This window comes from Arthrobacter crystallopoietes (assembly GCF_002849715.1).
Lineage (GTDB): Bacteria > Actinomycetota > Actinomycetes > Actinomycetales > Micrococcaceae > Crystallibacter > Crystallibacter crystallopoietes.
Genome location: NZ_CP018863.1, coordinates 4,735,314 through 4,762,081, shown reverse-complemented (window position 1 = coordinate 4,762,081; position 26,768 = coordinate 4,735,314). Strand labels below are relative to the sequence as shown.

General features: G+C 63.6%; 27 protein-coding genes, 1 other RNA gene, 2 pseudogenes and 1 riboswitch. Of the genes and pseudogenes, 12 read left to right on the top strand and 18 right to left on the bottom strand.

Features of this window, described 5'->3' with window-relative positions:
• The first annotated feature begins 191 nt into the window (after positions 1–191).
• Positions 192–398: a hypothetical protein gene (locus tag AC20117_RS21930; protein ID WP_418202248.1), complete on the top strand. Its 207-nt coding sequence runs from the start codon at positions 192–194 to the stop codon at positions 396–398.
• Positions 399–544: 146 nt separating this feature from the next.
• Here AC20117_RS21930 and AC20117_RS21920 read toward each other — a convergent pair.
• A pseudogene (locus AC20117_RS21920) lies at positions 545–954 on the bottom strand (TadE/TadG family type IV pilus assembly protein).
• Between the two features lie 25 nt (positions 955–979).
• Here AC20117_RS21920 and AC20117_RS21915 point away from each other — a divergent pair.
• From AC20117_RS21915 to ssrA, 8 genes and pseudogenes are all read left to right on the top strand, one after another.
• Entirely contained in the window at positions 980–1,207 is a 228-nt protein-coding gene (locus AC20117_RS21915; RefSeq protein WP_179951891.1) for a hypothetical protein, read from the top strand.
• 80 nt (positions 1,208–1,287) lie between these two features.
• Positions 1,288–2,403: a peptide chain release factor 2 gene (prfB, locus tag AC20117_RS21910; protein WP_074701612.1), complete on the top strand. Its 1,116-nt coding sequence runs from the start codon at positions 1,288–1,290 to the stop codon at positions 2,401–2,403.
• Positions 2,404–2,762: 359 nt separating this feature from the next.
• Positions 2,763–3,464 (top strand): cell division ATP-binding protein FtsE, encoded by a 702-nt coding sequence (gene ftsE, locus AC20117_RS21900; protein WP_074701615.1) that lies wholly within the window; start codon positions 2,763–2,765, stop codon positions 3,462–3,464.
• Positions 3,461–4,378, top strand: a pseudogene (gene ftsX / locus AC20117_RS21895) (permease-like cell division protein FtsX). The gene ftsE and the pseudogene ftsX overlap by 4 nt, the downstream one beginning before the upstream one ends.
• A 42-nt stretch (positions 4,379–4,420) precedes the next feature.
• Complete coding sequence (locus tag AC20117_RS24265; RefSeq protein WP_335644707.1) at positions 4,421–4,966, top strand: coiled-coil domain-containing protein; 546 nt, start codon at positions 4,421–4,423, stop codon at positions 4,964–4,966.
• A 152-nt stretch (positions 4,967–5,118) separates the two neighbouring features.
• Entirely contained in the window at positions 5,119–5,856 is a 738-nt protein-coding gene (locus tag AC20117_RS24260; protein WP_335644705.1) for a M23 family metallopeptidase, read from the top strand.
• 77 nt (positions 5,857–5,933) lie between these two features.
• Entirely contained in the window at positions 5,934–6,410 is a 477-nt protein-coding gene (smpB, locus tag AC20117_RS21885; protein ID WP_074701619.1) for an SsrA-binding protein SmpB, read from the top strand.
• Between the two features lie 314 nt (positions 6,411–6,724).
• Positions 6,725–7,093: a transfer-messenger RNA gene (gene ssrA, locus AC20117_RS21880) on the top strand.
• A 73-nt stretch (positions 7,094–7,166) separates the two neighbouring features.
• On the opposite strand, the gene AC20117_RS21875 is transcribed toward ssrA, so the two are convergent.
• On the bottom strand, positions 7,167–7,538 hold the full coding sequence (locus AC20117_RS21875) for a hypothetical protein (RefSeq protein WP_074703327.1): 372 nt from the start codon (positions 7,536–7,538) through the stop codon (positions 7,167–7,169).
• Between the two features lie 286 nt (positions 7,539–7,824).
• On the opposite strand from AC20117_RS21875, the gene AC20117_RS21870 reads away from it, so the two are divergent.
• Positions 7,825–8,574, top strand: coding sequence for an AfsR/SARP family transcriptional regulator (locus AC20117_RS21870; protein WP_158300417.1), 750 nt, complete (start codon positions 7,825–7,827; stop codon positions 8,572–8,574).
• 10 nt (positions 8,575–8,584) lie between these two features.
• On the opposite strand, the gene AC20117_RS21865 is transcribed toward AC20117_RS21870, so the two are convergent.
• The 13 genes from AC20117_RS21865 to AC20117_RS21805 all read right to left on the bottom strand — a co-directional run bounded on the left by AC20117_RS21865 (position 8,585) and on the right by AC20117_RS21805 (position 20,546).
• The gene (locus AC20117_RS21865) at positions 8,585–9,682 is read right to left on the bottom strand and encodes a carboxylate-amine ligase (protein WP_074701622.1); all 1,098 of its coding nucleotides are present in this window, start codon (positions 9,680–9,682) and stop codon (positions 8,585–8,587) included.
• Positions 9,683–9,756: 74 nt separating this feature from the next.
• Positions 9,757–10,143 carry a fluoride efflux transporter FluC gene (locus AC20117_RS21860; protein WP_335644701.1) on the bottom strand — a complete coding sequence of 129 codons (387 nt, stop codon included), beginning with the start codon at positions 10,141–10,143 and terminating at the stop codon, positions 9,757–9,759.
• Positions 10,140–10,604, bottom strand: a complete 465-nt coding sequence (locus AC20117_RS21855; RefSeq protein WP_083339809.1) for a fluoride efflux transporter FluC — start codon at positions 10,602–10,604, stop codon at positions 10,140–10,142. The genes AC20117_RS21860 and AC20117_RS21855 overlap by 4 nt, the downstream gene beginning before the upstream one ends.
• Positions 10,601–11,332 (bottom strand): metal-dependent transcriptional regulator, encoded by a 732-nt coding sequence (locus tag AC20117_RS21850; RefSeq protein ID WP_074701623.1) that lies wholly within the window; start codon positions 11,330–11,332, stop codon positions 10,601–10,603. The genes AC20117_RS21855 and AC20117_RS21850 overlap by 4 nt, the downstream gene beginning before the upstream one ends.
• Before the next feature lie 8 nt (positions 11,333–11,340).
• The gene (locus tag AC20117_RS21845) at positions 11,341–12,234 is read right to left on the bottom strand and encodes a metal ABC transporter permease (RefSeq protein WP_170837960.1); all 894 of its coding nucleotides are present in this window, start codon (positions 12,232–12,234) and stop codon (positions 11,341–11,343) included.
• Positions 12,221–13,000, bottom strand: a complete 780-nt coding sequence (locus AC20117_RS21840) for a metal ABC transporter ATP-binding protein (protein ID WP_074701626.1) — start codon at positions 12,998–13,000, stop codon at positions 12,221–12,223. The genes AC20117_RS21845 and AC20117_RS21840 overlap by 14 nt, the downstream gene beginning before the upstream one ends.
• On the bottom strand, positions 12,997–13,914 hold the full coding sequence (locus AC20117_RS21835) for a metal ABC transporter substrate-binding protein (protein WP_074701628.1): 918 nt from the start codon (positions 13,912–13,914) through the stop codon (positions 12,997–12,999). The genes AC20117_RS21840 and AC20117_RS21835 overlap by 4 nt, the downstream gene beginning before the upstream one ends.
• Positions 13,915–13,985: 71 nt before the next feature.
• Positions 13,986–14,750, bottom strand: a complete 765-nt coding sequence (locus AC20117_RS21830) for a class I SAM-dependent methyltransferase (RefSeq protein WP_074701629.1) — start codon at positions 14,748–14,750, stop codon at positions 13,986–13,988.
• A gap of 152 nt (positions 14,751–14,902) precedes the next feature.
• Positions 14,903–16,282, bottom strand: a complete 1,380-nt coding sequence (locus tag AC20117_RS21825) for an aminotransferase class V-fold PLP-dependent enzyme (protein WP_074701631.1) — start codon at positions 16,280–16,282, stop codon at positions 14,903–14,905.
• Between the two features lie 41 nt (positions 16,283–16,323).
• Positions 16,324–16,436: riboswitch (SAM riboswitch) on the bottom strand.
• Between the two features lie 114 nt (positions 16,437–16,550).
• Entirely contained in the window at positions 16,551–17,438 is an 888-nt protein-coding gene (hisN, locus tag AC20117_RS21820; RefSeq protein ID WP_074701632.1) for a histidinol-phosphatase, read from the bottom strand.
• 68 nt (positions 17,439–17,506) lie between these two features.
• Positions 17,507–18,610 carry a ribosome small subunit-dependent GTPase A gene (gene rsgA / locus AC20117_RS21815; protein ID WP_074701634.1) on the bottom strand — a complete coding sequence of 368 codons (1,104 nt, stop codon included), beginning with the start codon at positions 18,608–18,610 and terminating at the stop codon, positions 17,507–17,509.
• Position 18,611: 1 nt separating this feature from the next.
• Positions 18,612–19,958 carry a 3-phosphoshikimate 1-carboxyvinyltransferase gene (gene aroA, locus AC20117_RS21810; protein WP_074701635.1) on the bottom strand — a complete coding sequence of 449 codons (1,347 nt, stop codon included), beginning with the start codon at positions 19,956–19,958 and terminating at the stop codon, positions 18,612–18,614.
• Positions 19,959–19,964: 6 nt separating this feature from the next.
• Positions 19,965–20,546: a DoxX family protein gene (locus AC20117_RS21805; RefSeq protein WP_074701636.1), complete on the bottom strand. Its 582-nt coding sequence runs from the start codon at positions 20,544–20,546 to the stop codon at positions 19,965–19,967.
• Positions 20,547–20,864: 318 nt separating this feature from the next.
• Between AC20117_RS21805 and AC20117_RS21800 the strand changes: the two genes are divergently transcribed.
• Together AC20117_RS21800 and rsrA are read left to right on the top strand one after the other, a co-directional pair.
• Complete coding sequence (locus AC20117_RS21800; protein ID WP_083339810.1) at positions 20,865–21,551, top strand: sigma-70 family RNA polymerase sigma factor; 687 nt, start codon at positions 20,865–20,867, stop codon at positions 21,549–21,551.
• A complete protein-coding gene (gene rsrA / locus AC20117_RS21795; protein WP_074701638.1) occupies positions 21,548–21,823 on the top strand; it encodes a mycothiol system anti-sigma-R factor in 276 nt (91 codons plus the stop codon). Before AC20117_RS21800 ends, rsrA begins: the two co-directional genes overlap by 4 nt.
• A 114-nt stretch (positions 21,824–21,937) precedes the next feature.
• Here rsrA and AC20117_RS24395 read toward each other — a convergent pair whose 3' ends face one another.
• The 3 genes from AC20117_RS24395 to AC20117_RS21785 form a co-directional block, all read right to left on the bottom strand.
• Entirely contained in the window at positions 21,938–22,012 is a 75-nt protein-coding gene (locus tag AC20117_RS24395; protein WP_369299106.1) for a 50S ribosomal protein bL37, read from the bottom strand.
• A gap of 115 nt (positions 22,013–22,127) precedes the next feature.
• Positions 22,128–22,727, bottom strand: coding sequence for a GDSL-type esterase/lipase family protein (locus AC20117_RS21790; RefSeq protein WP_074701639.1), 600 nt, complete (start codon positions 22,725–22,727; stop codon positions 22,128–22,130).
• Between the two features lie 83 nt (positions 22,728–22,810).
• Entirely contained in the window at positions 22,811–26,629 is a 3,819-nt protein-coding gene (locus AC20117_RS21785; RefSeq protein WP_074701641.1) for a multifunctional oxoglutarate decarboxylase/oxoglutarate dehydrogenase thiamine pyrophosphate-binding subunit/dihydrolipoyllysine-residue succinyltransferase subunit, read from the bottom strand.
• Positions 26,630–26,768 lie beyond the last annotated feature (139 nt).

Genomic DNA, 26,768 nt, shown 5'->3' with positions numbered 1-26,768 from the left:
CATGATGGTTCCGCTCGTGTTCGGTGTTTTGCCCCTCACCGTGTTGTTCGCTGTATATCCGGGACTGGCCCTGATCAATCTGCGCTGGTGAAGGTGCCGCAATGAGAATTCCAACAACGGATCAAAGGTAAAGAAGGCGGAAAATGAACAAGTATTCCTTCACTCTGAAAGCAGCTGTACTGCTGTCGATAATGCTGGCACAGCTCGCCGGTCGGTTCCGGACGGTTGTGTCCGGCGAGGACCCCGAGCGTGGCGATGTGCCCGGGTGGGTCATGATCACCCTAATGTCCGCGGTGCTGGTGGCCGGGATCCTCGCCATTGCCAAGCCCGCGCTCGAAGGACTTTTCAACGATGCCATGGGACGCGTCAGCCAGCCTGAACCTGAGCCACTGCGATGACGAAGTAGACCACCGGTACGAGCAGCAGCGCGCCAAGGAAGACGAACTCCACAACAGCACTGCCCCGCTCCGCAGGATCGTCAGGACCTGCCGCCGCTGTCAGACGCCGGCGAAGTTTGTCGGGCCACCTTGACGGGCGGTATTTGCTATCGGGACAGTGCCGCATGGCCCTCCACCTCCAATCCGCCTGCAGGACCCACCAGTCCGACCGCTGGCAACGGAGCGTTTACCGTCACCCGAAGTGTCCTGATTCCCCCGCGTTGGATCTCCTCCACGTGTACGTCCGTGGCATAGGCAGCGTTCAGGGAGCCGGTGATCAGGGATACCGTGCGGCCCCGGGCGTCTTCCGGCCCGCGATCTGCCAAGGCACCGTAGCGGCCCCGGAACCGGCGGCATCGATCAAGGTGTTCCGCACATGCAGAACAAGGGCCAACTGCATGATCGAAACGAAGATCAGCGTCAGGACGCCGCCGACCAGCACGAAATCCACAGCCGCTGAGCCACGCTCGGAGCGAAGACCGGCCGGAGCGCGCAGCAGCGTTATCAAGCGGCGCATATCAAACGGTGCGCCCGTTCCAACCTTGAGCGACGGTACCGTCCGCAGCGCCGTTCAACGCCATCTTGCGGATACCGGCGCAGCGGGCCGGTTCGAAGGCCTGTCCATCAGCCCCGGCACCGGTTCGCCGGAAAGCCGCACAGCCCACGTTGTCCTCTCCGCCGTGGTGCATCCTCCCATCGTGAACTTCCTGGTTCCGGCTGGTGTGCCGATCACCGTGTCCAGCGATGCCCGTTCGGAGCTGCGGCGCTGATAGAAGGTGCCAGCGCTAGATGGATGCCAAGCCGCGGGCAGCGCATCGGCGTTCCCGGCATGGCGTAGGCTTGGAGAACCATGGCTGAGATCGACTTTCCCGCAGAAATCCGCGCCCTGCGCGCCACCTATGACTCCATCGAGGCAGTGACCGATGTCGAAACCATCCGCAAGGACATCGCAGAGCTGAGCGAGCAGGCCGGCGTGCCCGATCTCTGGGACGATCCCGCCGCAGCACAGCAGATCACGTCAAAGCTCTCGCACCGCCAGTCCGATCTTGAACGGCTGGAAAAACTTGAGGCGCGGATCGACGATCTGGAGGTGCTCGTTGAGCTGGGCCAGGGTGAGGATGACGCCGACTCGATGGCGGAGGCAGCCAGCGAGCTGGCGGCATTGAAGAAAGCGCTCGCCCAGCTCGAAGTCGTCACCTTGCTCTCGGGCGAGTACGACGAGCGGGAAGCTGTTGTCACGATCCGCGCTGGCGCCGGCGGCGTTGACGCAGCCGATTTCGCGGAAATGCTCATGCGTCTGTACCTGCGCTGGGCGGAGCGCCACGGGTACCCCACGACAGTACTGGACACGTCCTATGCCGAAGAAGCAGGGCTGAAATCGGCGACCTTCGAAGTCAAGGCACCTTACGCCTTCGGTACGTTATCGGTCGAGGCCGGTACCCATCGCCTGGTACGGATCAGTCCTTTCGATAACCAAGGCCGGCGCCAGACGTCCTTTGCCGCGGTGGAGGTGATCCCGCTGATCGAGCAGACGGATTCCATTGATATTCCGGACAACGAGATCAAGGTCGACGTTTTCCGTTCTTCCGGACCGGGAGGACAGTCGGTGAACACCACGGACTCAGCCGTGCGGCTGACGCACCTTCCCACCGGCATCGTGGTTTCGATGCAGAACGAGAAATCGCAGATTCAGAACCGCGCCGCCGCGCTTCGCGTGTTGCAATCCCGGCTGCTGCTGCTGAAAAAAGAGCAGGAAAACGCGGAGAAGAAAGCCCTCGCCGGGGATGTCAAGGCATCCTGGGGTGACCAGATGCGTTCCTACGTACTGAATCCTTACCAGATGGTCAAAGACCTGCGTACCGAACACGAGGTCGGTAATACGTCTGCCGTATTCGACGGGGAGATCGATGATTTTATCGACGCCGGTATCCGCTGGCGTGCGAACACCCGCAACTCCGCGGAATAGGGCCCTGCTGGGCCGGCGGAGCCGGCCAGGAATCCAGTCGCACGCTGGGCTCAACCGGCGTTTCTGGCCGATGCCAGGGACGCGGGGTGAGATGAATCACTATACAATTGTGAGGCAAGCGAACGCCTGCGCCGTTGCCGCCGGCGTTGATTCCGTGCCTGCTGTCACGAGGAAGAATGCCACGCAGATGGGTGCATTGCCGACCACGGCTTCCTGCCACGGGCCTTGCCTGAACGACACGCCCGCTAGGGGCCTGCAGGTAAATTCCAAGGCGTACTGCATATAGTCAGTACGCCGATGATTTTTCCTTCAACCATAGGCCCGAGCCGTCGGCAGCTGTATTTGGGCACGAAGTAGTCATGATTAGATTCGACAACGTCACTAAGATTTACGACCAGAACACGCGACCCGCTCTGGACAAGGTCAGCCTTGAAGTGGACCGCGGGGATTTCGCGTTCCTGGTTGGAGCTTCGGGATCAGGGAAGTCCACCTTCATCCGGCTGGTCCTCAAGGAGGACCGGGCTACCCGTGGCTCCGTTTACGTGGCCGGCCAGAACGTCGCCAACATTCCAAGCTGGCGGGTGCCCAAGCTGCGTCGCGGTATCGGCGTTGTCTTCCAGGATTTCCGGCTGCTGCCGAATAAAACCGTTGCCGGCAACGTGGCCTTCGCCATGCAGGTAATCGGCAAGAGCCGGGCGATGATCCGCGAGACGGTTCCCGAAGTACTCAAGACGGTCGGCCTGGAAGGCAAGGACCACCGCATGCCTCATGAGCTCTCCGGCGGCGAACAGCAACGAGTGGCTATCGCCCGGGCCATCGTGAATAAGCCCGGTATCCTGCTGGCCGACGAGCCGACCGGAAACCTTGATCCCACCACCTCGATGGGCATCATGAAGGTCCTGGACCGGATCAATCAAAACGGCACCACCGTCGTCATGGCGACGCATGACAATGTGATCGTGAACGACATGCGCAAGCGAGTGATCGAACTGGTCGACGGCGTACTGGTCCGCGATGAGGCCGAAGGCATCTACGTTGGCGCCCAGGGTGATAACAAATGAGGCTCGCATTCATTCTTGGTGAAATCGGTTCCGGATTGCGCCGCAATCTTTCCATGGTCGTCTCCGTCCATCCTGGTCACGTTCATCTCGCTGACGTTCGTCGGGGCTGCCGGTATGCTCCAGTTGCAGATCAACCAGATGAAGGGCTACTGGTACGACAAGGTCCAGGTCGCCGTCTTCCTCTGCGTCGATACGTCGACGGCGGCAAAGCTGTGCCTCCGGGCCAGTAACCGACGAACAGCGGGCGGAAATCAAAAACACGCTTGAGTCGCCTGCTGTCGCGCAGTACGTGGACACCTACCTATACGAGTCGCAAGAGGACGCGTTGGGACACTTCCGCGACCAGTTCGCTAACTCGCCGATTGTGGATTCCGTAACGGCGGATCAGCTGCCGGAGTCCTTCCGTGTCAGCCTCGTGGACCCGGAAAAGTACGAGGTTATCAACGAGATCTTCTCCTCGTTGCCCGGCGTCGAAGTTGTTGTGGACCAGCGGGAGATCCTGGAGCGGGTCTTCAGCGTGATGAACATAGCCTCCCTCGTGGCGGTCAGTATCGCCGCCATCATGATTGTGTGCGCGATCCTGCTGATCGCGACGACCATCCGTCTCTCGGCCTTCAGCCGACGTCGTGAGACGGGCATCATGCGTCTGGTAGGAGCTTCGAGGCGGTGATCCAGTTGCCGTTTGTGCTGGAAGGCGTCATTGCCGCTGTCATCGGCGCGCTGTTTGGCTTCGGTCACGTTGTGGGCAGTGGCGCGGTTCTTTATCGGCGACTGGCTGGCACAGCAATATCCGGATACGGCCTTCATATCGGAGGGATCGGTGCTCCTGATCGCACCTGCGCTGATCCTGCTCGGTACCGTGCTGGCAGGAATTTCCTCTCTTTCTTACCCTCCGACGCTATTTGAAGGTCTAGAATCATGTCTACTGAGCAGAACAACAGGTTGGGGAACGGACAGTGAACCGTTTACACGCGGGTAGGAAGTCGTGTCTGCCGCAGGGGATTATCAGCGCCGCGCTGGCCGCCTTCCTGGCGTTTTCCCTCGGTACCGCAGGTCCCGTACAGGCGGATCAGCTGGACGATCGCAAAGAAGCGCTCGAGCAGGAAATGGCCGAAGTTGAGCATTCACTGGAATTCCTGGACGCCGACATCATAGAGACGGTAAAGCAGCTTAAGGAGTACCAGAGCCAGTTGCCCGCGGCCCAGCAGAAACTGGCAGAGGCGCAGGGACGGGTCGAGGAAGCGGCGAACAAGGTCGCGGCTCTGGCGCAGCGCGTTGACATGGCGTTGCAGACCAAGGACAACATCAATCAGCAGCTCGATGATGACAAGGAAGAGCTCGCTGAAACCCGGGAGATCATAGGGCAGATCGCCACCCAGGCCTACAAGCAAGGCGGCGTCCCGTCTAACCTGACGCTGTCTTTGGCTCGGAGGGTGACTCTGGCCTGGCCGACACCATCGGCTTGGCAGACCAGGCCTTGCGCAGCCAGAACGCCGCCTTGAACAAGCTTTCCCAACAGAACGCTACGAACGTGAACTCGAAGGCCCGGCTCGAGGCGGTCGAGGAAGAAATCCGGGACCTCAAGCGGCAGGCCGAAGAGGCATTGGCTGCCGAGGCAGACTGCCCGGGATGAGCCGCAGCCGAGAAGGAGAAGGTGGACACGCTGATCGCGGATACCTCCGCCCTTTCGGATAAACTGCAGGCCCAGAAACCGAAGATCCAGCAGCAGCTGGCTGAGGTCGAGAAACAGCACCAGCAGGTGCAGGCCGATATCGCCGAACGGCAGGAAAGGCTGCGGCGCGAAGCCGAAGAACGCCGCAAGAAGGAAGAGGCCGAGCGCAAGGCGGCCCAAGCTGCCTGGGAGAAGGAACAGGCGCGGATCAAGGCCGCCAAGGCGGCTGCCGCGGCAGCCAACCAGCCGGTCCCGCAGATTGTTCCCACGGTCGAACCACCGCCCGCCGCGCCGAGTGAGTCGTCCTCGTTCGGTCTGGCCTCTCCGGTGTCCGGCCCGGTGACCTCCGGATACGGGTGGAGGGCAACCCCCGCCGGCACAATCGATTTTGGCGGTTCCGGCGGTTACATGCACACCGGACTGGACTATGGGTCAGCCTGCGGCACGCCGGTGCGCGCGCCTGCCAGTGGCGAAGTTTGGACGTCCGGGTGGGGCGGTGCCGCCGGAAACATGGTAGTGATCAGCCACGGCGTGGTGTCCGGCAGTGCCTTGGCCACGAACTACTTCCACCTGACGCGGTCCGCCGTGTCCGTTGGCCAGAGGGTCAGCCAAGGGGATGTTATCGGTTACGTTGGAACAACCGGCAACTCGACCGGATGCCATCTGCACTTTGAAACTATCCTGAACGGCTCGCTGGTCAACCCTATGGGCCTGCTGTAGCCAGCGGGGAGACTTGTTCCGCGCCGGTATACTGGATGTTTTCACCTAAGAGGATTTGAACCAGAAGGAGTCGCCCCGTGCCCAGGGAAAGTGGCCGGAAGGTAGTGGCCACCAATCGCAAGGCCCGGCATGACTACCACATTATGGATACCTTTGAGGCTGGCATGGCGCTCATGGGAACCGAGGTCAAATCGCTGCGCGAGGGCAGGGCGTCCCTAGTGGACGGTTTCTGCGTTTTCTACAACGATGAGCTGTATCTGGAAGCCGTCTATATCCCGGAGTATCTCAACGGCAGTTGGACAAATCACTCCGCCCGGCGGCGCCGGAAACTCTTGCTGCACCGCGAAGAGCTGAACAAGATCTCACACAAGATCCGCGAATCCGGCTTCACGATTGTTCCGCTTCAGCTTTACTTCAACGACGGCCGGGCGAAGGTCGAAATCGCAATTGCCCGCGGCAAGAAGGACTACGACAAGCGTCAGACGTTGCGTGAACAGCAGGACAAGCGTGAAGCGCTACGTGCCATGCGTGAGCGCAACCGCGGCTCTGCCTGATCAGTGCTCATCGGGAATCTCGGTGACTGACGCTTCAGCAACTCGCCCCAGACGTCGCTGGAACGCCGCATAGCCAGCCTTGGAGCTACACAGCGCTACCTTCCCCGCCGAGCCTGGCCGACCAGCCTTTGGCCAGCATGAGAAGCTCCCGGCCTCGGCGCGGTGTCCGCAGTTTCGCCGGCCAGCCTAAATAGAGCGTAAATCTGCCCGTGCCCGAGGGCTATAAAACATCAGGGGACTCTGGGAATACATTCGCAGAAGTTGTGGTTACAATAGATAGTCCGGTGTGAACCACCGGTTTGGTAACTCAATATGGGGATGACAGGTTTCGACGATGTTAGTCGCGCCAGGGGAAGCGGGCCGAGGATGCAGGGCTATCTCGTTAACGCTCTCTGCAAAAAATAACTGCTGAATCCAAACAGCACGACTTCGCTCTCGCTGCCTAAGCAGCGGGCATAGTCCGTCAGTCCGGGTACGCTCTCGCCCCGGTTTCTGGCGTCATTTAGAGGGCCACTGCTGGACACTTTCGCCGTTGGGGTGTCCGGGACTTTTAGACGGCTGGGCCCGGGTCAGCCACTTGTTTGCATGATGGCTGGGGCCGAGAAATCCCGAAGCAAACTGCGCCCGGAGAAGTCCTGGCAACGCAACATCGGACGGGGGTTCAATTCCCCCCATCTCCACCAACGCAAACAGGCCGGAGGCATAACGCTTCCGGCCTGTTTGTCGCTTAAGCATGCTGACGGCTGCGGGACAGCGTCAGGAACCTTCTACAGGATCCTCGACTATGCCGATGAAGCGGCTGCCCACACCATCGAATTCGCTCCGGCGCATGCCGACCCCGGGTTCGGGCAGCTCTTGTGGATCGTGGAATTCGCAGATGACATAAGTGAACTGAGGCCACCACTTCTTTGGCCGGGCTGTCTCGGAAAAGCCGCAGACATAACACCGCAATTCAACCCAGACCGGCCTCTTGCCTGTGCGGTTGGCTCGGGACTGCAGGAGCCACTGCGGCGGATTAGCTACAATCTCGGCGAGGTCCTCCTCGCAGAGCCGCGAAGGTATGCCGTGCCGTCGGGCCATCTCGAGCGGAATGTCAAGGGCTAGGGCTGCATCTCGTCTGGTAATCATCGTCATCAACAATAGGCCAACATCGCGACCAGCGCGGAGTCGGAACAAACTGGAAGAATTCTGCTGGCGTCCCAGTAGGGCCCGATGCGCCAGCAGCCACGACCATCCCCTGGGTCTTAGCTTTCTCCTGGACCTTGAGCTTTCCTGAGACCGTTTGCTCGATTCATTGACACTGCCGCGCGCATTAGCGATCCTGAAGATTCCAAGCGGTGGGGCCCGCGAGGGGAGCCGGGGCCGGAGAGTCCGGCTGGCTCTGTGGGGAGTTACTGTGGGGATCACTGCGGCTATGGCTACCGATCGACCTTGGGATTTACAACTTGTGGGGGGCTGGCAACTGCATCGCGGGGGTAACCCTGTGAAAGTTGCTTTGCGCCAGCAACGCCTTATTGCGGCCTTGGCTCTGTATGGCAGGCAGTCCCGAACTTTTTTGGCCGGATTGCTGTGGCCGGACAGCTCGGAGCATCAGGCGGCGGGCAGTCTTCGGGAGAGTGTCTTCCTGGTTAATCGGACGTTGCCTCAGCTCCTGTCATCGACGCAGGATCCGGTGGACTTGGACGAGCACGTCAGCGTTGATGTCCGCGAGATCAAGGTGCAGGCAGCCCGGCTGGAGGAACATGCCAATCCCGGCCTCCAGCAGAGCCTGCTGGAGGCGGTGCAGGACGCCGAATTGTTGCCGGGCTGGTACGAAGACTGGGTTATCTCCGAACAGGAGAGGTGGCAGCGCCTGCGCCTGTCGGTGCTTGAGCGGCTGGCCAAGCAGTTTCTGCTGCTGGGAAGGATCGATCCGGCGATGGAAGCTGCGCGCGCTGCGACGACCATAGAGCCTCTACGCGAGAGTGCACAACGGTTACTGCTCCAGTGCTACCTGGCGGAGGGAAACAATGCGGAAGCGCTGCGGGCTTACCAGTCCTTCCGGATCAGGCTGCGCCAGGAATTCGGTGTTGCCCCCTCGCCAATCATTTCGGACTTGATCAGTTCGCTCCTGGAAGGGTCGGATGGCGAGCAGCAACTGGGGCGGAGCGGAGGCCGCGGATAGCCCGTGACGCTCAGGGCTCGGCGGTCAGCGAGCCAGCGTAGAGATCCATTAGCGCCGGCATTCCGCCAGCTGCCATGACGCGCCGTTGCCGTTCCGCTCCGATGCCGTCGGTCCATAAGCGTTCCAGGGAAGCGTCTACCCACTCAGCGTCGCCGGCTTCCTCAAGGGCTGGCCGGATGCGGCGAACCAGCAAGTTGACCACATCGCGGGCGGGCAGGAGGAGTCCGGAGAACGGGTCGATCAGCTTATCGGCCAGCCCTTGCCGTCCGGCTTGCCAGACTGCCGCATCGAGGAGTTCGGCGTCGAGGTCGGGAAACTCTTTGCCGGCCTCCGCTTCGGCGAGGGCTGTGACGACCAGTCCGCGGATCAGCGCGGCGATGAGGACTGCGTCCTGGGCTTCCAGCTGCACATCGGCCGCGCGCACTTCCAATGTGGGGTAGCGGTCGGACAGGCGCGCCAGCCAGGTGAGGACGCCCCGGTCGATGACAACGCCGGTGTCCACCAGCCGCTGGATCCGCCGCTCGTAGTCGGCAGCATCAGCGAACAGCGGGGGACAGCCTTGGACTGGCCAACGGCGGTAGTGCACAATCCGCCAGCTGGCAAACCCGCTGTCGCGGTCCAACCAGAATGGCGAATTCGAGCTCAGCGCCACGATGACCGGCAACCAGGGCCGGATCCGGTTCAAGGCCTGCACGCCCGACTCCTTGTCGGGGACTGAAACATGTACGTGCTGGCCGTTGACGAACTGGTCGGCGACAATCCCTTTGGCGCTGGCTTTTAAGTCGTGGTAACGCTGCTTGTCCGTCACCTCCGGGTAGTCTTCGTGGATCCGTGCTGCCGTGCCGGTCGCGGCCGCGCGGACGCCCGCCTTCCGTGCAGCGGTGTCCAGCTGGCGGCGGAAATTCAGCAACGATTCCTCGGCCTCGGTCAGTGTGGAGCAAACGGCCGTGGCGGTTTCGATCTGGCAATTGAGCAGCTCCCGCTGGATATCCCCGCGGGCCACCTGCAGGGACTCCAGGTTCTGGGCCACCTTGTCTGCGACCGCCTCGGGCAATCCCGTGGCCGGATTGAGCAGCAGGTACTCTTCCTCAATTCCCAGCGATGCCATTAAGCGCCCTTCCCTAGCCTGAAGCGGACAAACTTGAGCTTACCCAAATTATCAGTGTGCTGATGACAGCGCTCTCATCCGAGCAGCAGCAGACCCAGCGCTGCCGCTCCCAGGCCGAGCGCAAGATTGGCCGCAAGATTGACGACGGCGGCAACAAGCCGCCGTTCTGCCCACAGTCGGACGGTGGCAACCGTCCAGGAGCTGAACGTCGTCAGGCCGCCAGCCAGTCCCGTCGCCAGCGCCGTACTCCATGGCTCCGTCAGCGAACTCTGCACGGTCAATGAATAGCCCAGCCCGATGATGAACGAGCCGGCTACGTTGACCAGCAAGGTTGACCAGGGCCAGGCCGCGCGCGCGGTCCTGGAGGCACCGGCCCGGCTGAACATGGTATCCGCGGCGAACCTCACCAGCGCCCCTACCATGCCGAAGACACCCACCAGCAACGCGGCCAGAGCGGTCACGACTGTCCGGCCGTTGAGCCGACCGTGCGCCTCACGAGCACTTGGCCGAGCACCAAGCCGGCCACGGCCGCGGCCAGCCCGGCGGCGAGGGACAATACCAGATACGCGAGCCAAACCTCATGGCGGCCGGCAGCGGCAAGCTGCTCGATGGCGATGGTGACGGCCGAAAACGTCGTGAAGGAACCTAAGAGGCCGGGGCCAAGGCCGGCGTGGAGCCACGCCGGAGCCTCCGGTCGTTCCGTCCAGAAGGCGGTGACTATCCCCAGCAGGAGGCTACCTACGACATTGATCCCCAGCGTGGTCAACGGAAGAACGCCGGTGGCTTCGGGAATGAGCAGCCCCAGGCCGTAACGCGCCTCGGTGCCGAGCAGCCCGCCGACGGCCACAGCTGTCCAGACGGTGGCGGGCGGCAGCGGAGGTTTTTCCGGCCGCCCAAGGTGCGCAGCCGGCGTCGTTCTCATGTGGTGAGGGCGCAGCCAGCGTGGGGTTTGTCACTGAAGACCCACAGCGCCGAGGCCGCCTCAATACCCAGATCCAGCTCCCGGTTTCGCCCAGCGGTACCGACGCGGACTACCAGGGGGCCGCCGAAAGGCTTGTGGCCGATGACCTCCACGTGGTCATCCAAGCCGATGTCCTCGGCGCTGAGGAACCTCAGGAGTTCGGGATTCGCGTCGCTGATGCGCGTGATCCGGCCCGTATGGCCCGCATCCAGGCTGGCGAGTTGATGTGCCTGCGGAATGTTTACGGCGCCGTGTGCATCCGGAATCGGATCGCCGTGCGGGTCCCGGTCGGGATAGCCGAGCTTGGCGGACAGCCGTTCGATGAAAGTGTCCGAAACGGTGTGTTCGAGCAGTTCGGCCTCGTCGTGGACCTCGTCCCAGGCATAGTCGAGTTCCTGGACCAGGAAGGTCTCCAGCAGCCGGTGCCGGCGAACCATGGCCAGAGCAAGCCGGCGGCCCTCGTCACTCAGCTCCACGGCGCTGTACGGTTCGTGGATGGCGAGCCCAAGCTCGACGAGCTTGCGCACCATTTCAGACACGGAGGAGTTGGCGACGCCCAGCCTGTTGGCCAGCTGGGACGAGCTGATCGGCTCATCCTGCCACTCGGTGAAGGAGTAGATCACCTTGACGTAGTCCTGGACACTGGCGGAGCCGCTGCTAAGGGCGGGACTGTGCTTGTTCGGAGGCATCTTGTTCTCTAGACGGACGTGGGGATGCTCGGCTGTTCGGAGACCCGGCGCCTGGCGCTGCGCCGCCGCTGCCATTGCCAGACTACCCCGTTGCGCCGGGAGAACAGGTAGACGGCGACGAAGACCACGGACTGGGCCAGGACCACCGAGGCGCCGGTGGAAATGTCCAAGTAGTAGCTGGCGTAGATGCCGGCAAGCGCGGCCGATGCCGTTATCGACGCCGCGATCAGCAGCATGGTGTCGAAGCGGCGGGTCAACAGGAATGCCGTGGCGCCGGGCGTGATCAGCATGGCCACCATCAGGATAATGCCTACCGCTTGCAGGCCCACCACAACGGTCAGGGCCAGCAGCCCCAGCATCAGGGCGGAAAGCCAGCGCGTGTTCAGCCCGATGGCGTGGGCATGGATCCGGTCGAACGCCAGCAGCGTCAGGTCACGCCGCTTGTAGAGCAGCACGGCCAGTGTGATCGCGCCCAGCACAAGTACCTGGAGCAGTTCCGCGGTATTTACCCCGAGGACGTTGCCGAACAGGATGTGTTGCAGATCCGTTTGGCTCGGAGTCTTGGAAATGATGGCCAGGCCGAGGGCAAAAAGGCCGGTAAAAACGACGCCGATGGCCGTGTCAGCTTTGAGTTTCGTGGTGGACCGGACGGCGCCGATCAGCGCTACGGCACCGGCACCGAAGATGAAGGCGCCCAGCGAGAACGGCAGGCCGACAATGTACGCCAGCGCCACGCCGGGCAGCACTGCATGGGATACCGCGTCGCCCATGAGGGACCAGCCCATCAGGATCAGCCAGCAGGACAGTACGGCTGAGACCACGGCCGCCGCCAGCGTCACCAGCAGCGCGCGGGTCAAGAAGCCGTACTGCAGCGGCTCCAGCACCCAATTAATGACGTCCATGATGCGCTCCTTCCTGGGCGGTGGCCAGGGCTGTACCGAAGGCCCGTGCGAGGTTCTCGTTGGTCAGGACCGCTTCGGGTTTGCCATGCGCAAGCACCCGCTGGTGGAGCAGGATGGCTTCGTCGCAGAGCTGGGGGATGCCGGCCAGGTCATGGGTCGAGACCAGCACGGTCCGGCCTTCGTTCCGCAGTTCCTTGAACAGGCTGATCAGGGCCCCCTCGGAGCCCTTGTCCACTCCGGCGAACGGCTCATCGAGCAACAGCAGCCCGGCATCTTGGGCGATTCCCCGCGCCACGAAGGCCCGCTTCCGCTGACCACCCGAGAGCTCGCCGATCTGCCGGTGCTGGAGCTCCGACAGTCCCACGCGTTCCAGTGCTGCCGCCACGGCCTCCCGATCGGCACGGTGCGCGCGGCGGGCCGGTCCCAGCCGGCCATAGCGGCCCATCATGACGACGTCGCGGACGGACACGGGAAACGTCCAGTCCACATCCTCGGACTGCGGAACGTAGGAGACGACGTTGAGCTTCCGTGCGTCCTTGGGCTCGACGCCGAAAAGCCGTACGTTGCCGTTGGTCGGCTGGACCAGGCCCATGAGGGACTTGAACAGCGTGGACTTGCCGGACCCATTGACGCCGATCAGCCCGCAAATAGTCTGCGGCCGGACGGTCAGCGTGACGCCGTCGAGGGCTATGACCTCGTTGTACGCCACGTGCAGCGACCTCACGGTTATGGCCTCAGCGCCGGTGGGAAGTTCATGCACACTCATGAGGCGAGTCCTTCTTTGATCAGGGCGATGTCGTGCCGGATAAGGTCCAGATGGCTCGGTACCGGGCCGTCGGGACCGGACAGCGAATCGACGTAGAGCGGGGTGACGAGTTCGGCGCCGGTCGCGGCGGCAACCTGTTCCATCGCGCCGGGATTTACCGTGGATTCGCAGAACACAGCCGGAACCTGGTTCTGCTGCACAAAGGCGATGGTGTCTTTGATCTGCCGGGGGGTACCTTCGGCGTCGGAGTTCACCGGCCACAGGAAAGCTTCCTTCAGACCGGCGTCCCTCGCTAGATAGGAGAAAGCGCCCTCGCAGGTCACCAGGGCGGCAACGGCGTCGCTGTCCTGGAAGGCGTCCTTCAGTTCCTGCATGACACCGTCCAGTTGGTCCTTGTAGTGTTCGCCGTTGGCATGGAAGTCCGCGGCATGCGCCGGATCCAGCTCGCTCAGGGCGACGACGGTGTTGTCGACATAGACCTTGGCGGCCTCCGGCGACATCCAGGCATGCGGATTGGGCTTGCCCTCGTAGTTCCCGGAGCGGATATCCACGGGGTCGATTCCTTCCGACAGGACTGCATGCGGGGCCGGTACCGCCGTCACAAACCGGGCGAACCAACGCTCCAGGCCCAGCCCGTTGTCGAGAATCAGGTCCGCATCCTGGGCGCCGACCAGATCCGAAGGAGTGGGCTGGTAGCCGTGGATCTCCGCGCCCACCTTGGTGATTGATTCCACCCGCACATGCTCACCGGCCACTTGACGCACCAGATCTGCAAGCACCGTGAACGTGGTCAGCACCATGGGGCGCTCGTCGGACGGCTTCGGGGCGGCAGCCGAACCGTTGCCCACAGGACCGCAGGCCGTCAGCATGCTCATTAAGATGACGGCCAGCATGGACCCCAGTTTTTTCGGCATGCCTAAATTTATCTCAAAGGGGCGCCGGAATAATAGGGCGCGGCAAAAAATTTCTGCAGAAGACCTCGAACTTAGCGGTGCGCCTTCATCGCGCGCCAAGTCAGGGTCAGGTAGGGGAGCTGGATGACCTCTTCCCGGTCATGGCCCAGATGTTCATGCAGGTACCAGTCCAGATTGGCCAGGACTTTTGTGCGCGTCTGTTCGCTCGCCCGCAGGTAGTAGCTGCGCGACTTGACCAGTTCCAGCAAGTCGGCGGGCGTCAGTGGATCGGCCCAATGGGTTTCGTGGCCCTCATGCCGGATAAATTCAGGACCGATGAAGGGGCGGAAGTCCGGCCTGTAAACGTCACCGGCATGCATGATCCTCGAGAGCCGGTGGACCCAGGGAATGGAGACATCGAGCTGGTTCCAGATCAAGCCCAGCGTTCCTCCGGGCCTCAGGATCCGGGCAGCCTCCGCGCTCGCCGCCGCCTGATCCACCCAGTGCCAGGCCTGTGCCACGGTCACCAGATCGACGGCGTCATTGTCGATGCCGGTATGTTCGGCCGTCCCCAGTACGATCCGGGCTGCGGGGTAGTTGATTGCCAGTTGCTCCAGCATGTCGGCCGACGGATCCACGGCGGTCACCCGCAGCCCGCGGGCCAGCAGCGCCGCCGTATATTTTCCGGTACCGGCGCCTACATCCGCGGCGTCCCGTGCCGACGGCGGCACCAGCCAATCGACGGCGTCATCGGGGTAGCCGGGACGGACCCGGTCATAATGCGCGCCACCCTGCTGGAAGCTGCTGCCGAACTCCCGGCGCCGTTCGTCGTCCATCCGGGGTCCGCCGCGAACCACTGCCACACTCCTCGTGCACCCTCTGCCCTCTGGCTGGGGCCTCTCCTTGACCTGTCATTGACGCCGCCAGCCGCCCGTGCCCACTGCACAGGCGGCTTCGCAAACGACGGGTCAATTAGATCATGCTCCATCCGGCGTGCAGGGATACGTTCCTAGCCCAAGGAGCACGGCGCCGCCCCGGCGGTTCCCGGCGTCGCCGGTGCCCACTCGGGGAAGGCCCGTGTTTCCACCGCTGGCACCCAGCGTCCGCTCTCGACGACATAGTCGTGGCGCAGGCCGTCGCGGACCAGCGCTGCCACTCCGTCCGCGAGCCGGGCCGCGTCTTCCAAGCGGGACCCCAGCCCGAAGCTGGCACGCAGCGCACCGGACGGCAGCCCGAGGCGGTTGAGCAAGGGATGGGCGCAGAACTTGCCGTCCCGCACGCCGACGCCGTGTTCTGCCGAGAGATACGCGGCGACGAGGCCCGCGTCGTATCCAGCCACCGAGAAATTAACGACGCCGATGGCATCCAGCGGGGTGGCCTCGCCGCTGAAAATCCGGTGCACGGTGACCGAGTCCACCGCCTCCAGCCGCTCGATGAGATACCCACGCAGCACGGACTCATGCTGCTGCCACGCTTCCTCATCCAGTTGCGCGATGTGCTCGGCGGCCCGGGCCAGGGTGGCCGCACCGAGCACATTGGGCGAGCCAGCCTCATGCCGGGCCGGCCCCGTAGTCCAGACCACGCCGTCCAGCCGGACCTGTTTCACCGCGCCGCCGCCAGCCAGATGCGGTGTGCCGGAATCGAGCCAGTCGGCCCGCCCGATGATCGCTCCCGCGCCGAACGGGGCATAGAGCTTGTGCCCGGAGAGGACTACGTAGTCAATGTTGTCCCGGGCAATGTCGAGGCGCCGGTGCGGGGCGAGCTGGGCCGCATCCACCACTACCCGGGCCCCATACCGGTGGGCAAGCCGCGCGGTTTCGGCGATCGGGAATATCTCGCCGGTAACGTTCGACGCGCCGGTGATGGCAACGAGAGCCACCTGGCCACCGGCCAACTCGGCCTCGATGGCTTCGAGGGTGGCGGCAATACTTGGCCGGGCCACCACGCTGCGGTGCGGTACCGCCTGCCAGGGCAGCAGGTTGGCGTGGTGTTCGATGTCCAGGTACAGCACTTCGCCGCCGGCCGGAATGCAGCCGGCCAGCAGGTTCAGGGAGTCGGTGGTGTTGCGGGTGAAGATGACAAGGTCATCGGTCCGCCCGCCGACAAAAGAACGCAGGACGTTGCGTGAATGCTCGTAGACGGAGGTGGAGACCTGGGATGCGTAGCCGGCACCGCGGTGGACGCTCGCGTAGTAGGGGAGCAGCTGCTCCAGATAGGCGGTGACGGAAGCCAGCGCGGGTGCCGACGCGGCGTAGTCCAGATTGGCATAGCGTATGGCGCCGCCGTCCAGCAGGGGAGCGGCGAGTTCTGCCCCGGTAACTTCCTGGAACGGTTGTTCCGCAGCCAGCAGTTCGGGGGACAGGGCGGAGTCGATAACGGTGGTGCTCATATGACCTCATCTGGTGAGGGACCCGTGCCAATGGCAGAGCGGATCCGCGCTTGCCGAACCAGTCAGGAACGGCCAGGTCGTCACCCGGGGCACCCCGCCGCGTGAGGAGGGTTGCCGGCCAGCTAACCGGGGTTTAGCGCTGGCACTCGTGACCTGCCATCGAGATTATTGTCCGGCCGGAGGGGCCGCATCTTTGTTACGGGAACGAAAAGGCGGCCATCCCCGGAATGGGGACGGCCGCCGTCGTAATTCGTCACAAAAGACAGCGTCAGCGCAGGCCGTCCGCCTCCATGGAGGCCTCCGGAGCGGTTTCCGGCAGGGACCCGTCCTCCGGGTGTGCGGCCGGACGCTGGCCGCGCAACTGCGGATTGAGCCGGTAGAGGACCTCGTCGTGCAGCGTGCCGTTCGTGGCCAACGCGTTGCCGCCGAAGGGTCCGTCCTCGCCCTCGAGCGAACTGAACCGTCCGCCGGCCTCGGTCACGATCGGCACGAGGGCCGCCATGTCATAGAGGTTGAGTTCGGGTTCGCAGGCAATGTCGACGGCGCCCTCGGCCACCATGCAGTAGGACCAGAAGTCCCCGTAGGCACGGGTGCGCCAGACGGATTCGGTGAGGCCGAGGAACTCCGGGAAGTTGCCGCGTTCCTGCCAGCCGGTGAGGCTGGAATAGGAGAGGGACGCGTCCTCGAGCCGGTTGACATCGGATACCCGGAGCCGGGTGGCCGCGGACAGCGAACGTCCCATGTAGGCACCGGTTCCGGTCGCGGCCCACCAGCGCTTGCCCAGAGCCGGCGCGCTGACCAGGCCGACCACGGGACGGTCTTCGTCTACCAGCGCGATCAAGGTGGCCCAGACCGGCACCCCGCGGACGAAGTTCTTCGTGCCGTCGATGGGATCGATGATCCAGCGGCGGGAGCCGTGGCCGCTGCTGCCGTATTCCTCGCCGAGGACCGCGTCGCGCGGCCGGGCCCGGGAGAGTTGGCCGCGGATGGCCTCTTCAGCGGCGCGGTCCGCATCCGTGACAGGGGTGAGATCCGGCTTGGTCTCGATTTTCAGGTCCAGCGCCTTGAAGCGGGCCATGGTCTGCGAATCCACGGAATCGGCCATCACATGGGCCAGGCGCAGATCGTCGTTATAGCTTTGAACGTCACGGGTCATAGGCTTCAACTTATCCTTATTTGGCGGCCGGATGCGGGATGTGAAGTCCCTGACCGACGACGGCGGTGCTACTGGAACCCGAGTTCCTTCGCCTGGGCGCGTTCTTCCGTTCCCAGCAAACGGCGCAGCGAGGCCAGCCGTGCCGGGCCGGATTCGCCGGCCTGCCCGGAGGCCACCCAGGCGTCCACGCCGCAGTTGACGGCATGGTCGTCGTGCTTGCAGCCCCGCTCGCAGTCCGCCGTCCCGGGCTCCAAATCGGGAAAAGCGGAAATGATCCGGTCCGGGTCCACGTGGGCCAGTCCAAAAGAACGGATGCCGGGCGTGTCGATGATCCAGCTGCCAGCCGGAGCGTCGGCCAGCTTCAGGGCCAGCGCCGAGGAGGAGGTATGCCGGCCCCGCCCGGTCACCGCGTTGACTCCCCCCGTGGCGCGCTCCGCCCCCGTGAGGGCATTGACCATGGTGGACTTGCCCACGCCCGAATGGCCGAGCATGACGCTGACCATCCCATCCAGATAGCCACGGAGCGCCGCTACGGCGTCACGGTCGAGACGGGCAGACAGCCCGTCGGCGGACCGTGCATCCACCCCGGAGCCCTCCGTGCCGGCCGTCCGGCTGACGATCACGGGCAGGTCCAGGTGCCGGTAGTTGGAGAGCAGTTCTTCGGGATCCTTGACGTCCGCTTTGGTGACGCACAGCAGCGGGCTGATACCGGCGTCGTACGCCGCTACCAAGGCGCGGTCGATGAAACCGGTGCGCGGCTCGGGGTTTGCGGCGGCCACGACGATGACCAGCTGGTCTGCATTGGCGACGACTACCCGCTCCACGGGATCTGTATCGTCGGCGCTGCGGCGCAACAGCGTCCGGCGTTCCTCAATCCGGACCAGCCGGGCCAACGTATCCGGCTCACCGGTAATGTCACCGACGAGCGCTACGAAGTCGCCGGCCACCACCGGACTGCGACGAAGCTCCCGGGCACGGGCGGCGACAACCACCCGTTCCCGGGCAGTGTCTTCATCGACGACCGCGGTGTAGCGGCCGCGGTCCACGGTGATGATCCGCCCGATGACGGCGTCTTCGTGGGCAGGCCGTTCCTTGGTACGCGGACGCGAGCCGCGCTTGTTGGGACGGATGCGGACATCGGACTCGTCCCACGTACGGTTGCCGCGCACCACCTTAGAGCGCTCCCGCCTCGGACTGGCGGACGGAAGTCTCGAACAGGTCCTGCCATAGCCGCGGGAACTCGGGCATGGTCTTGGCCGTGGTGCCGATGTCTTCGACTTCCACGCCCTCGACTGCCAGCCCGATAATGGCTCCGGCGGTGGCCATCCTGTGGTCCTCATATGAATGGAAGACCCCGCCATGCAGTGGCCTCGGACGGATGATCAACCCGTCTTCGGTTTCTTCGGCGTCGCCACCCAAGGCATTGATTTCCGCGACCAGAGCCGCCAGCCGGTCTGTTTCGTGTCCCCGCAAGTGGGCAATTCCGGTGAGCCTGGATTCGCTGCCGGCCAGGGCACAGAGCGCCGCCGTGGTGGGGGCAAGTTCGCTGGTGTCGGCGAGCTGCGCCCCGGTGATCTCTGCCCCGCCGGTTACGGTGAGGGTGCCGTTCTCGTAGCTGACAGTGGCGCCGAGTTGCGCCAGGATGCTGCGCCATTTGTCACCTACCTGCGTGGTTTTCTCCGGCCAGCCTGGGATCCGAACCGTTCCCTTCGTGGCCAGGGCTGCCGCGAGGAAGGGGCCGGCATTGGAAAGGTCCTGTTCGACGGTGACGTCGAAGGCCTTGACCGGTCCGGGCCGGACCACCCAGTGGTTCTGCCGGGAATCGTCTACCTCCACCCCGACGCTGCGCAGTACCGCCACGGTCATGGCAACGTGGTCCAGGCTGGGGACGCTCTGGCCGGAATGTTCGAGGTGCAGCCCGTTACGGAATTTGGCGCCGACCAGCAGCAGCGCTGAGACGAACTGGGAGGAGGCTCCGGCATCGATGACCAGATGCCCGCCATCAACGTCGCCGGAAGCGGCCAGCGTGAACGGCAGCGAGCGGTTGCCGCCGTCGTCCAGCCTGACACCGAGGCCGCGCAGCGCGTCGATGGTGCTGCCCATCGGCCGCTTCCTTGCCTGCGGATCGCCGTCGAACGTGACGGTTCCCGTGCACAGTGCTGCCAAGGGCGGCACGAAGCGCATCACGGTACCGGCTAACCCGCAATCCACGCGCGTCTCGCCCAGCTCCCGACCCTGCTCAATAGGCGTGACCAGCAGGTCGGGACCAAACCGGCCCTCGCCCGGTGTTTCCTCGACACGGGCCCCGAGCGCACGCAGCGCATCGATCATGAGAACCGAATCACGCGAATGCAGGGGTGCCCGCAGCCGCGACGGACCGTCCGCCAAGGCAGCGAGCACAAGGTAGCGGTTGGTTAAGGATTTCGAAGCCGGCACGTAAACGGTGGCATCGACCGGCCCCGGGGCGAAAGGTGCGGGCCAGTGGTTGCTGTTGCTGCCGGCGCTTGCTTGCTCAGTCATGGAAAACTAGGAACCCACCACATCGGAGGCAGCTGCCCGCACGGTCCGCTCAGCCTTCTGCAGCTGCTTGCGGGCATCTTTGCTCAGGGTGCTAGCGTTCTTGCGGGCGTCCTTGCCGAAGGACTGCACACTTCTGCGTGCGTCAGAGGCGAGATGCTCGGTACGCCAGACCAGTCCGGGGCGGCCGTTGGTATCGACGGCGGCCAGCAGAACGCCGCCGATGAGGGACACGTTCTTGAGCAACTGGTTACGCCGGGCCCGCCGGGATTCAGGCGACGTAGCGTCCGCGGCGTTGAATTCCACCAGTGCGTTCGCCGCTGCCGTTCCTGCCAGAAGCAGTGCCGCGATGCGTGGGAATTTGCCGATCCCCAGCAAAACGCCGGCCCCAACCTGAGTGGCACCAATGACCTGGGCAACCAGCTTCTCGTTGCCTGTTACCGGTGCCGCGGAGGGAACCATGGTCTGGACCTGCCGCAGGGCCGGCTGAAGCTGGTCCGCGGTGTCCTGCACGTTTCGCAAGCGATCGACTCCCGAAGCCACAAACGTTGCGGCAAGCATCGGGCGGGCAACAAAGCGAACGATGGTCATAAGTACCTCCTGGCTGGCGCTATCCGCAGTGCGGAAGCTGTTTCTAGGGCTGCTGGTGACGCTGTTCTCTAGTCTGGCACTTTTGCGTGCCCTGTACATCCTGCATACGCAACCTTGGGGTCCACGATGACCTCAGGTGGAATAAGGACGGCGCGTGCATCGTTGTGAAGAAGAGCAATAGGTGCGGGTCTTGACCGTAGCGCCGGCGCCAACGTGTCGAAAGGACAATCAGTGCCACTAGCAACTCTCCAGCCTGCTGCGGGACTGCAGCTGCGTTTGGACCGTGCCCGGAAGACCTCCAGCGTAGACTTGGTGCCGATGACAACAGACAAATCCGATGAGGCTGCCCCCCTGGAGGTTGCGGAGGAATCCGCGCCGGCAGCGGCCGCTGACACCGAGACACCAGAAGAACGCAGTGCCCGCTTTGAGCGCGACGCCATGCAGTATGTGGATCAGCTCTACTCAGCTGCCATGCGTATGGCCCGCAATCCCAGCGACGCCGAAGATCTGGTCCAGGAGGCGTACACAAAGGCGTTTTCGGCCTTCCATCAGTACAAGCCGGGGACCAACCTCAAGGCATGGCTCTACCGGATCCTGACCAACACCTATATCAACCTGTACCGTAAACGGCAGCGCGAGCCGCTCCAGTCCAACGCGGACCAGGTTGAGGACTGGCAGATGTTCCAAGCCGCTTCGCACACTTCGACGGGACTGCGTTCCGCCGAAGCGGAGGCGTTGGACCACCTGCCGGATTCGGACGTCAAGGAAGCCCTCCAGGCTATCCCGGAGGAGTTCAGGCTGGCCGTCTACTTTTCAGACGTAGAGGGTTTTGCCTACAAAGAAATATCAGAAATCATGAACACCCCGATCGGAACGGTTATGTCCCGCCTCCACCGCGGACGCAAGCTATTGCGCGATCTGCTGGCCGACTACGCGCACGAACGCGGAATGGGCAAAAAGACGGACAAAACCTCAGTGGGGACAAAACAGGAGAACGGCAAATGAGCGACTGCCACGGCTTGGGCGACTGCGAAGACGACCGCATGAAGCGGATCTATGAGTACGTTGACGGCGCGTTGTCCCGCGAGGACCTCAACGAGATCAAACAGCATCTGGACGGTTGCGAGGAATGCGCCCAGGAACACAGCCTGGAGTGCCTGATCCGAAGCGTGGTCAAGAGGTCGTGCCAGGAGGCTGCACCGCAGACACTGAAGGAACGGATTCTGGACCGGATCGGCCACCTCGAAGCCGCTGACACGGTACAGGCCGACGCCTAGAACTGCCTGCCGGTATAGATAAAGCAGGAACCCCCGCAGACCTGGTGGTCTGCGGGGGTTCCTGCTTTATTCAGCTGGCGGGTGACCCGTAAGCCATACCGGAAAACCGGTTGCTTAGGTGTTGGGGCGCTTACCGTGGTTTGCGCCGCCGCGCTTACGGTCACGACGCTTGCGTGCTCGCTTGCTCATAGCTGCCTCCTTACCTGGATGAAAAAGAACTGCGTACCAGTCTCCCACATCCGTCCATGCACGCCTAACCGGTGACGGCGACTGAAGCGGGTTGGCCGGCGGACTGGGGGTGGAGTCAAGCGGGCTCGGGCAGTTCCAGCCAGCTGTACCAGCCGCGGTGGAGGACCAGCCAGGCGATCAAACCGTAGCCGGCCTGTCCGGGAGCGCCGCCGTTAGCGGCAAGATCCGTGCGCCACTGTTCGTGATTGAGCAGGGGAGTGAAGGTATCAACGTAGACATGTTTGCGGCGGGTGGTGACATCACCGAATGCGGCCGACAGCTCGGCAAGGCGTTGGTTGCGCTCGGCATCGAGGCCGGGCGGCGGACCGACGACGAAGGCTTTGACGCTTAACTGAGCCGCACCATCAAGAATGTTGGCCAGGTTCAGCCGGCTCCGGGCCGTCGTCAGCTCCAGATCCAGGTCGCGGTCGGACAGTCCGATAACGAGCCGGTTTTCATAACCGTCATCAAACCGGCGTCCTGCCTCCTGCAGCCAGCGTCCGGCAAGTTCCTCCGTGCCCTCGTTTGGCGACGCCAGAGTGAACGATTCGAGGCTGGCCGGCGCGGGATTGGTACGGGCCAGAGTCCGTCCGAGCCAACCGAGGGCGCGCTGATCACCGGTACCGGCAAGGAGTTCGTCGCCGACAGCGGCGATCCTGATTTTGCGTTGCTCCACAAGATGCTTTCTGGTTGGTTAGGGCAGGCCTCTGGTTAAAAAGAAGTGGGTGGGGTGTCTGTGCACCCCACCCATCATCTTACTTACTTGCGCTCAAACACCTTTTTCACGAGGACATCCTGCTCGACAGCGTGCCGCTTGGCGGAACCTGTTGAGGTAGCGGCGGACGCGGGGCGCGAAACCAGACGAAGGCTCGTGTCCACCCTCTGCGGGAGCATCATTCCAATAACCGGCCACGGCCCCTGGTTGGCGGGCTCGTCCTGGGCCCAGACCACCTCGGCGTTCGGATACTTGGCCAGTTCGGCCTCGATTTCCTGGGCCGGCAGCGGGTATAGCTGCTCGACCCGGACCAGAGCAGTCTTGGTGTCGCCGTTCTTCTGGCGGGCAGCCAGCAGGTCGTAGTACAGGCGGCCCGATACCAGGACCACCCGGTCGACTTCCCCTGCGTTCAGTTCCTGGACCTCCGGGATGACCGGCTGGAAGCGGCCCTCCGTGAAGTCCTCGACATTGGCGGCGGCAGCCTTCAGGCGCAGCAGCTGCTTGGGTGTGAAGATGATCAGCGGCTTCCGCGGACGGCTGTAGGCCTGGCGGCGCAGCAGATGGAAGTGCGACGCCGGGGTGGTCGGATTGGCCACGATCATGTTGTCTTCGGCGCACATCTGCAGGAATCGTTCGATGCGAGCGGACGAGTGGTCCGGTCCCTGGCCCTCATAGCCGTGCGGCAGCATGAGGACCAGCGAGGAACGCTGTCCCCATTTCTGCTCGGCCGAGGAGATGAATTCATCGATTACCGTCTGTGCGCCGTTGACGAAGTCGCCGAACTGCGCTTCCCAGATGACCAGCGCATCCGGCCGCTCAACCGAGTAACCGTATTCAAAGCCCATGGCCGCATATTCGGAGAGCAGCGAGTCGTAGATCCAGAACTTCGCCTGGTCTTCGGACAGCTGCGTCAGCGGTGCCCATTCCTTGCCGGATGACCGGTCATGGAAGACGGCATGGCGCTGGACGAACGTACCGCGGCGCGAGTCCTGGCCAGCCAAACGGACCGGAACACCTTCCATCAGCAGGCTGCCGAAGGCGGCAATTTCGCCGAAGCCCCAGTCGATGCCGCCTTCACGCGACATCTGTTCGCGCTTCTCCAGGAGCGCCTTGAGCTTGGGGTGCACCGTGAAGCCTTCGGGAATGCTGACGTGCGCCTTGCCGATTTGGGCGAGCACCTCGGTGCTGACAGCGGTGCTGGTCGGTACGCGGACCTCGTCTTCGGCCTGCTGTGACAGCGGGCGTTCGATGTCCGAGACGGCGGCCGCGTCCTTGGTGACAACCGGAATCGGCGAGGTCTGGGCGGCATGCGTTTCGGCGAAGACCCGTTCCAGACGTTCCTGATAGTCGCGCAGCGCCTGGTCGGCCTCGTCCTGCGTGATGTCGCCGCGGCCGACGAGGGCTTCGGTGTACAGCTTGCGGGTGGAGCGCTTGGCTTCGATCAGGTTGTACATCATCGGCTGGGTCATCGAGGGATCGTCGCCCTCGTTGTGCCCGCGCCGGCGGTAGCAGACCATGTCGATGACAACATCCTTGTGGAAACGCTGGCGGTAGTCGTACGCAAGCTGCGCCACCCGGACAACGGCTTCGGGATCATCCCCGTTGACGTGGAAGACCGGCGCCTGGATCATCTTGGCTACGTCGGTGGAGTACACCGAGGAGCGCGATGCGTGCGGCGAGGTGGTGAAGCCGACCTGGTTATTGACGATGACATGCACTGTACCGCCGGTGCGGTAGCCGCGGAGCTGGGACAGGTTGAGTGTCTCCGCAACCACGCCCTGGCCCGCGAATGCCGCATCGCCGTGGATGATGATGGGGAGCACGCCGAACGCACCGTCGCCCTGGTCGAGACGGTCCTGCTTGGCACGCACGATGCCTTCGACGACCGGATCAACGGCTTCCAAGTGGGAGGGGTTGGCCGCGAGGTAGACCTTGGTCTCATTGCCGTTGTCCGAGGTGAAGGTGCCCTCGGTGCCGAGGTGGTACTTCACGTCGCCCGAGCCCTGAACGCTGCGTGGATCCTGCGTCCCCTCGAACTCGCGGAACACCTGGGCATAGGTCTTGCCGGCAATGTTGGTCAGCACGTTCAACCGGCCGCGGTGGGCCATGCCGATGGCCACTTCGTCCAGGCCGTCGTCGGCGGCATCCGAGATCACTGCGTCCAGCAGCGGAATCAGGGATTCGCCGCCTTCCAGCGAAAAGCGCTTCTGGCCCACGAACTTGGTCTGCAGGAACGTTTCGAACGCCTCGGCGGCATTGAGCTTGCCCAGGACGCGCAGCTGCTCTTCGCGGCTGGGCTTCGCGTACGGGCGCTCCAGTTCGTCCTGGAACCATTTACGTTCTTCAGGATCCTGGATGTGCATGTACTCGATGCCGGTGGTGCGGCAGTAGGCATCGCGGAGCACACCGAGGATGTCGCGCAGCTTCAACCGGGACTTGCCGCCGAAGCCGCCTGTGACCCACTCGCGGTCCAGATCCCACATGGTCAGGCCGTAAGTGAGGATGTCCAGGTCAGGGTGCTTGCGCTGGACGTACTCCAGCGGGTTTGTGTCCGCCATGAGGTGTCCGCGGACCCGGTAAGCGTGAATGAGCTGCTGGATGCGGGCAATCTTGTTGACCTGCAGTTCTACGTCAACCTGGTTGTCCGGACGCCAGCGAACCGGCTCGTACGGAATTCGCAAAGCCTCGAAGATCTCGTCGTAGAAGTCCTGCTCGCCGAGCAGCAGCGACTCTACGAGGCGTAGGAATTCGCCTGAGCCGGCGCCCTGGATGACGCGGTGGTCATACGTGGAGGTCAGCGTGATGATCTTGCCAACGCCCTGCGCGGCGATGGTCTTCTCGCTTGCCCCGCGGAATTCGGCGGGGTATTCGAGGGCACCGACGCCGACGATGGTCGCCTGGCCCTTGGACAGCCGGGGGACGGAGTGGACGGTACCGATGCCGCCCGGGTTGGTCAGCGAGGACGTGGTGCCAGCGTAATCGTCAGCGGTCAGCTTACCGGCGCGGGCGCGCTTGATGAGGTCCTCGTAGTTATGCCAGAACTCCGCGAAGTTCATGGTTTCGGCCTTCTTGATGTTCGGAACAACAAGCAGGCGGGTGCCGTCGGGCTTGGGCATGTCGATCGCGATGCCGAAGTTGACGTGGGCCGGCTGGACCGCAACGGGCTTCCCGTCGACCTCGTCGTAATGCACGTTCTGGCTGGGGAACTGGCCAAGTGCCTTGATGACCGCGTAGCCGATGAGGTGGGTGAAGGAGACCTTGCCGCCGCGGGCGCGGGCCAGATTCGAATTGATGACCACGCGGTTGTCGATCAGCAGTTTCGCCGGCACAGCGCGTACCGTCGTAGCCGTCGGAACGCTCAGGCTCTGGTCCATGTTGGTGGCGATGGCCTTGGCCGGGCCGCGCAGGACCGAGATCTTGTCTTCCTCGGTCTGGGAGTTGGGCGAAGACTTCGGCAGCTGCGCCGGGATGGGAGCCGTTTTCGGCTCGGACTTGGCGGCCGTTTCGGCGGCGGCGGGCACGGCCTTGTCCTTGGAAGTATTGGGGGCAGGCTCGGCATCCGCAGGGATCCGCTTTTCCGCACTGCGGTTGTTCGCGGTGGTTTCGGCGGAAGCTGCCGGGGTGCCCTTGGGCTCCTTGACTACCGGCAGTTGGCGCGTCTGGGGGTCGGTTTCCTCCCTTGCAGCGCGCGGCGCGTTGCCATTAGCGGTTTGGGTTGAGCCGGCGCCGGCCGATTCGAAAATGCTCCACCATTTCTTGTCCACCGAGTTCTTGTCCTGGAGGTACTGCTCGTAAATTTCGTCGACGAGCCACTCGTTACCGCCGAATTCCTCGGGTAGACGAAGATTGGGATGCTCTGGCACTTGTTATACGCCTCTTCCATGTGTTGCCGCTTGCCCTACAGACCACACGCTGCGGCCCATGGCAACAATCTGCTGCAGTCGTCACGGGCGCGTGAGGTGCGTTTGGACGCACCGGGTCTGGACCTCTAGCCAGTCTAAT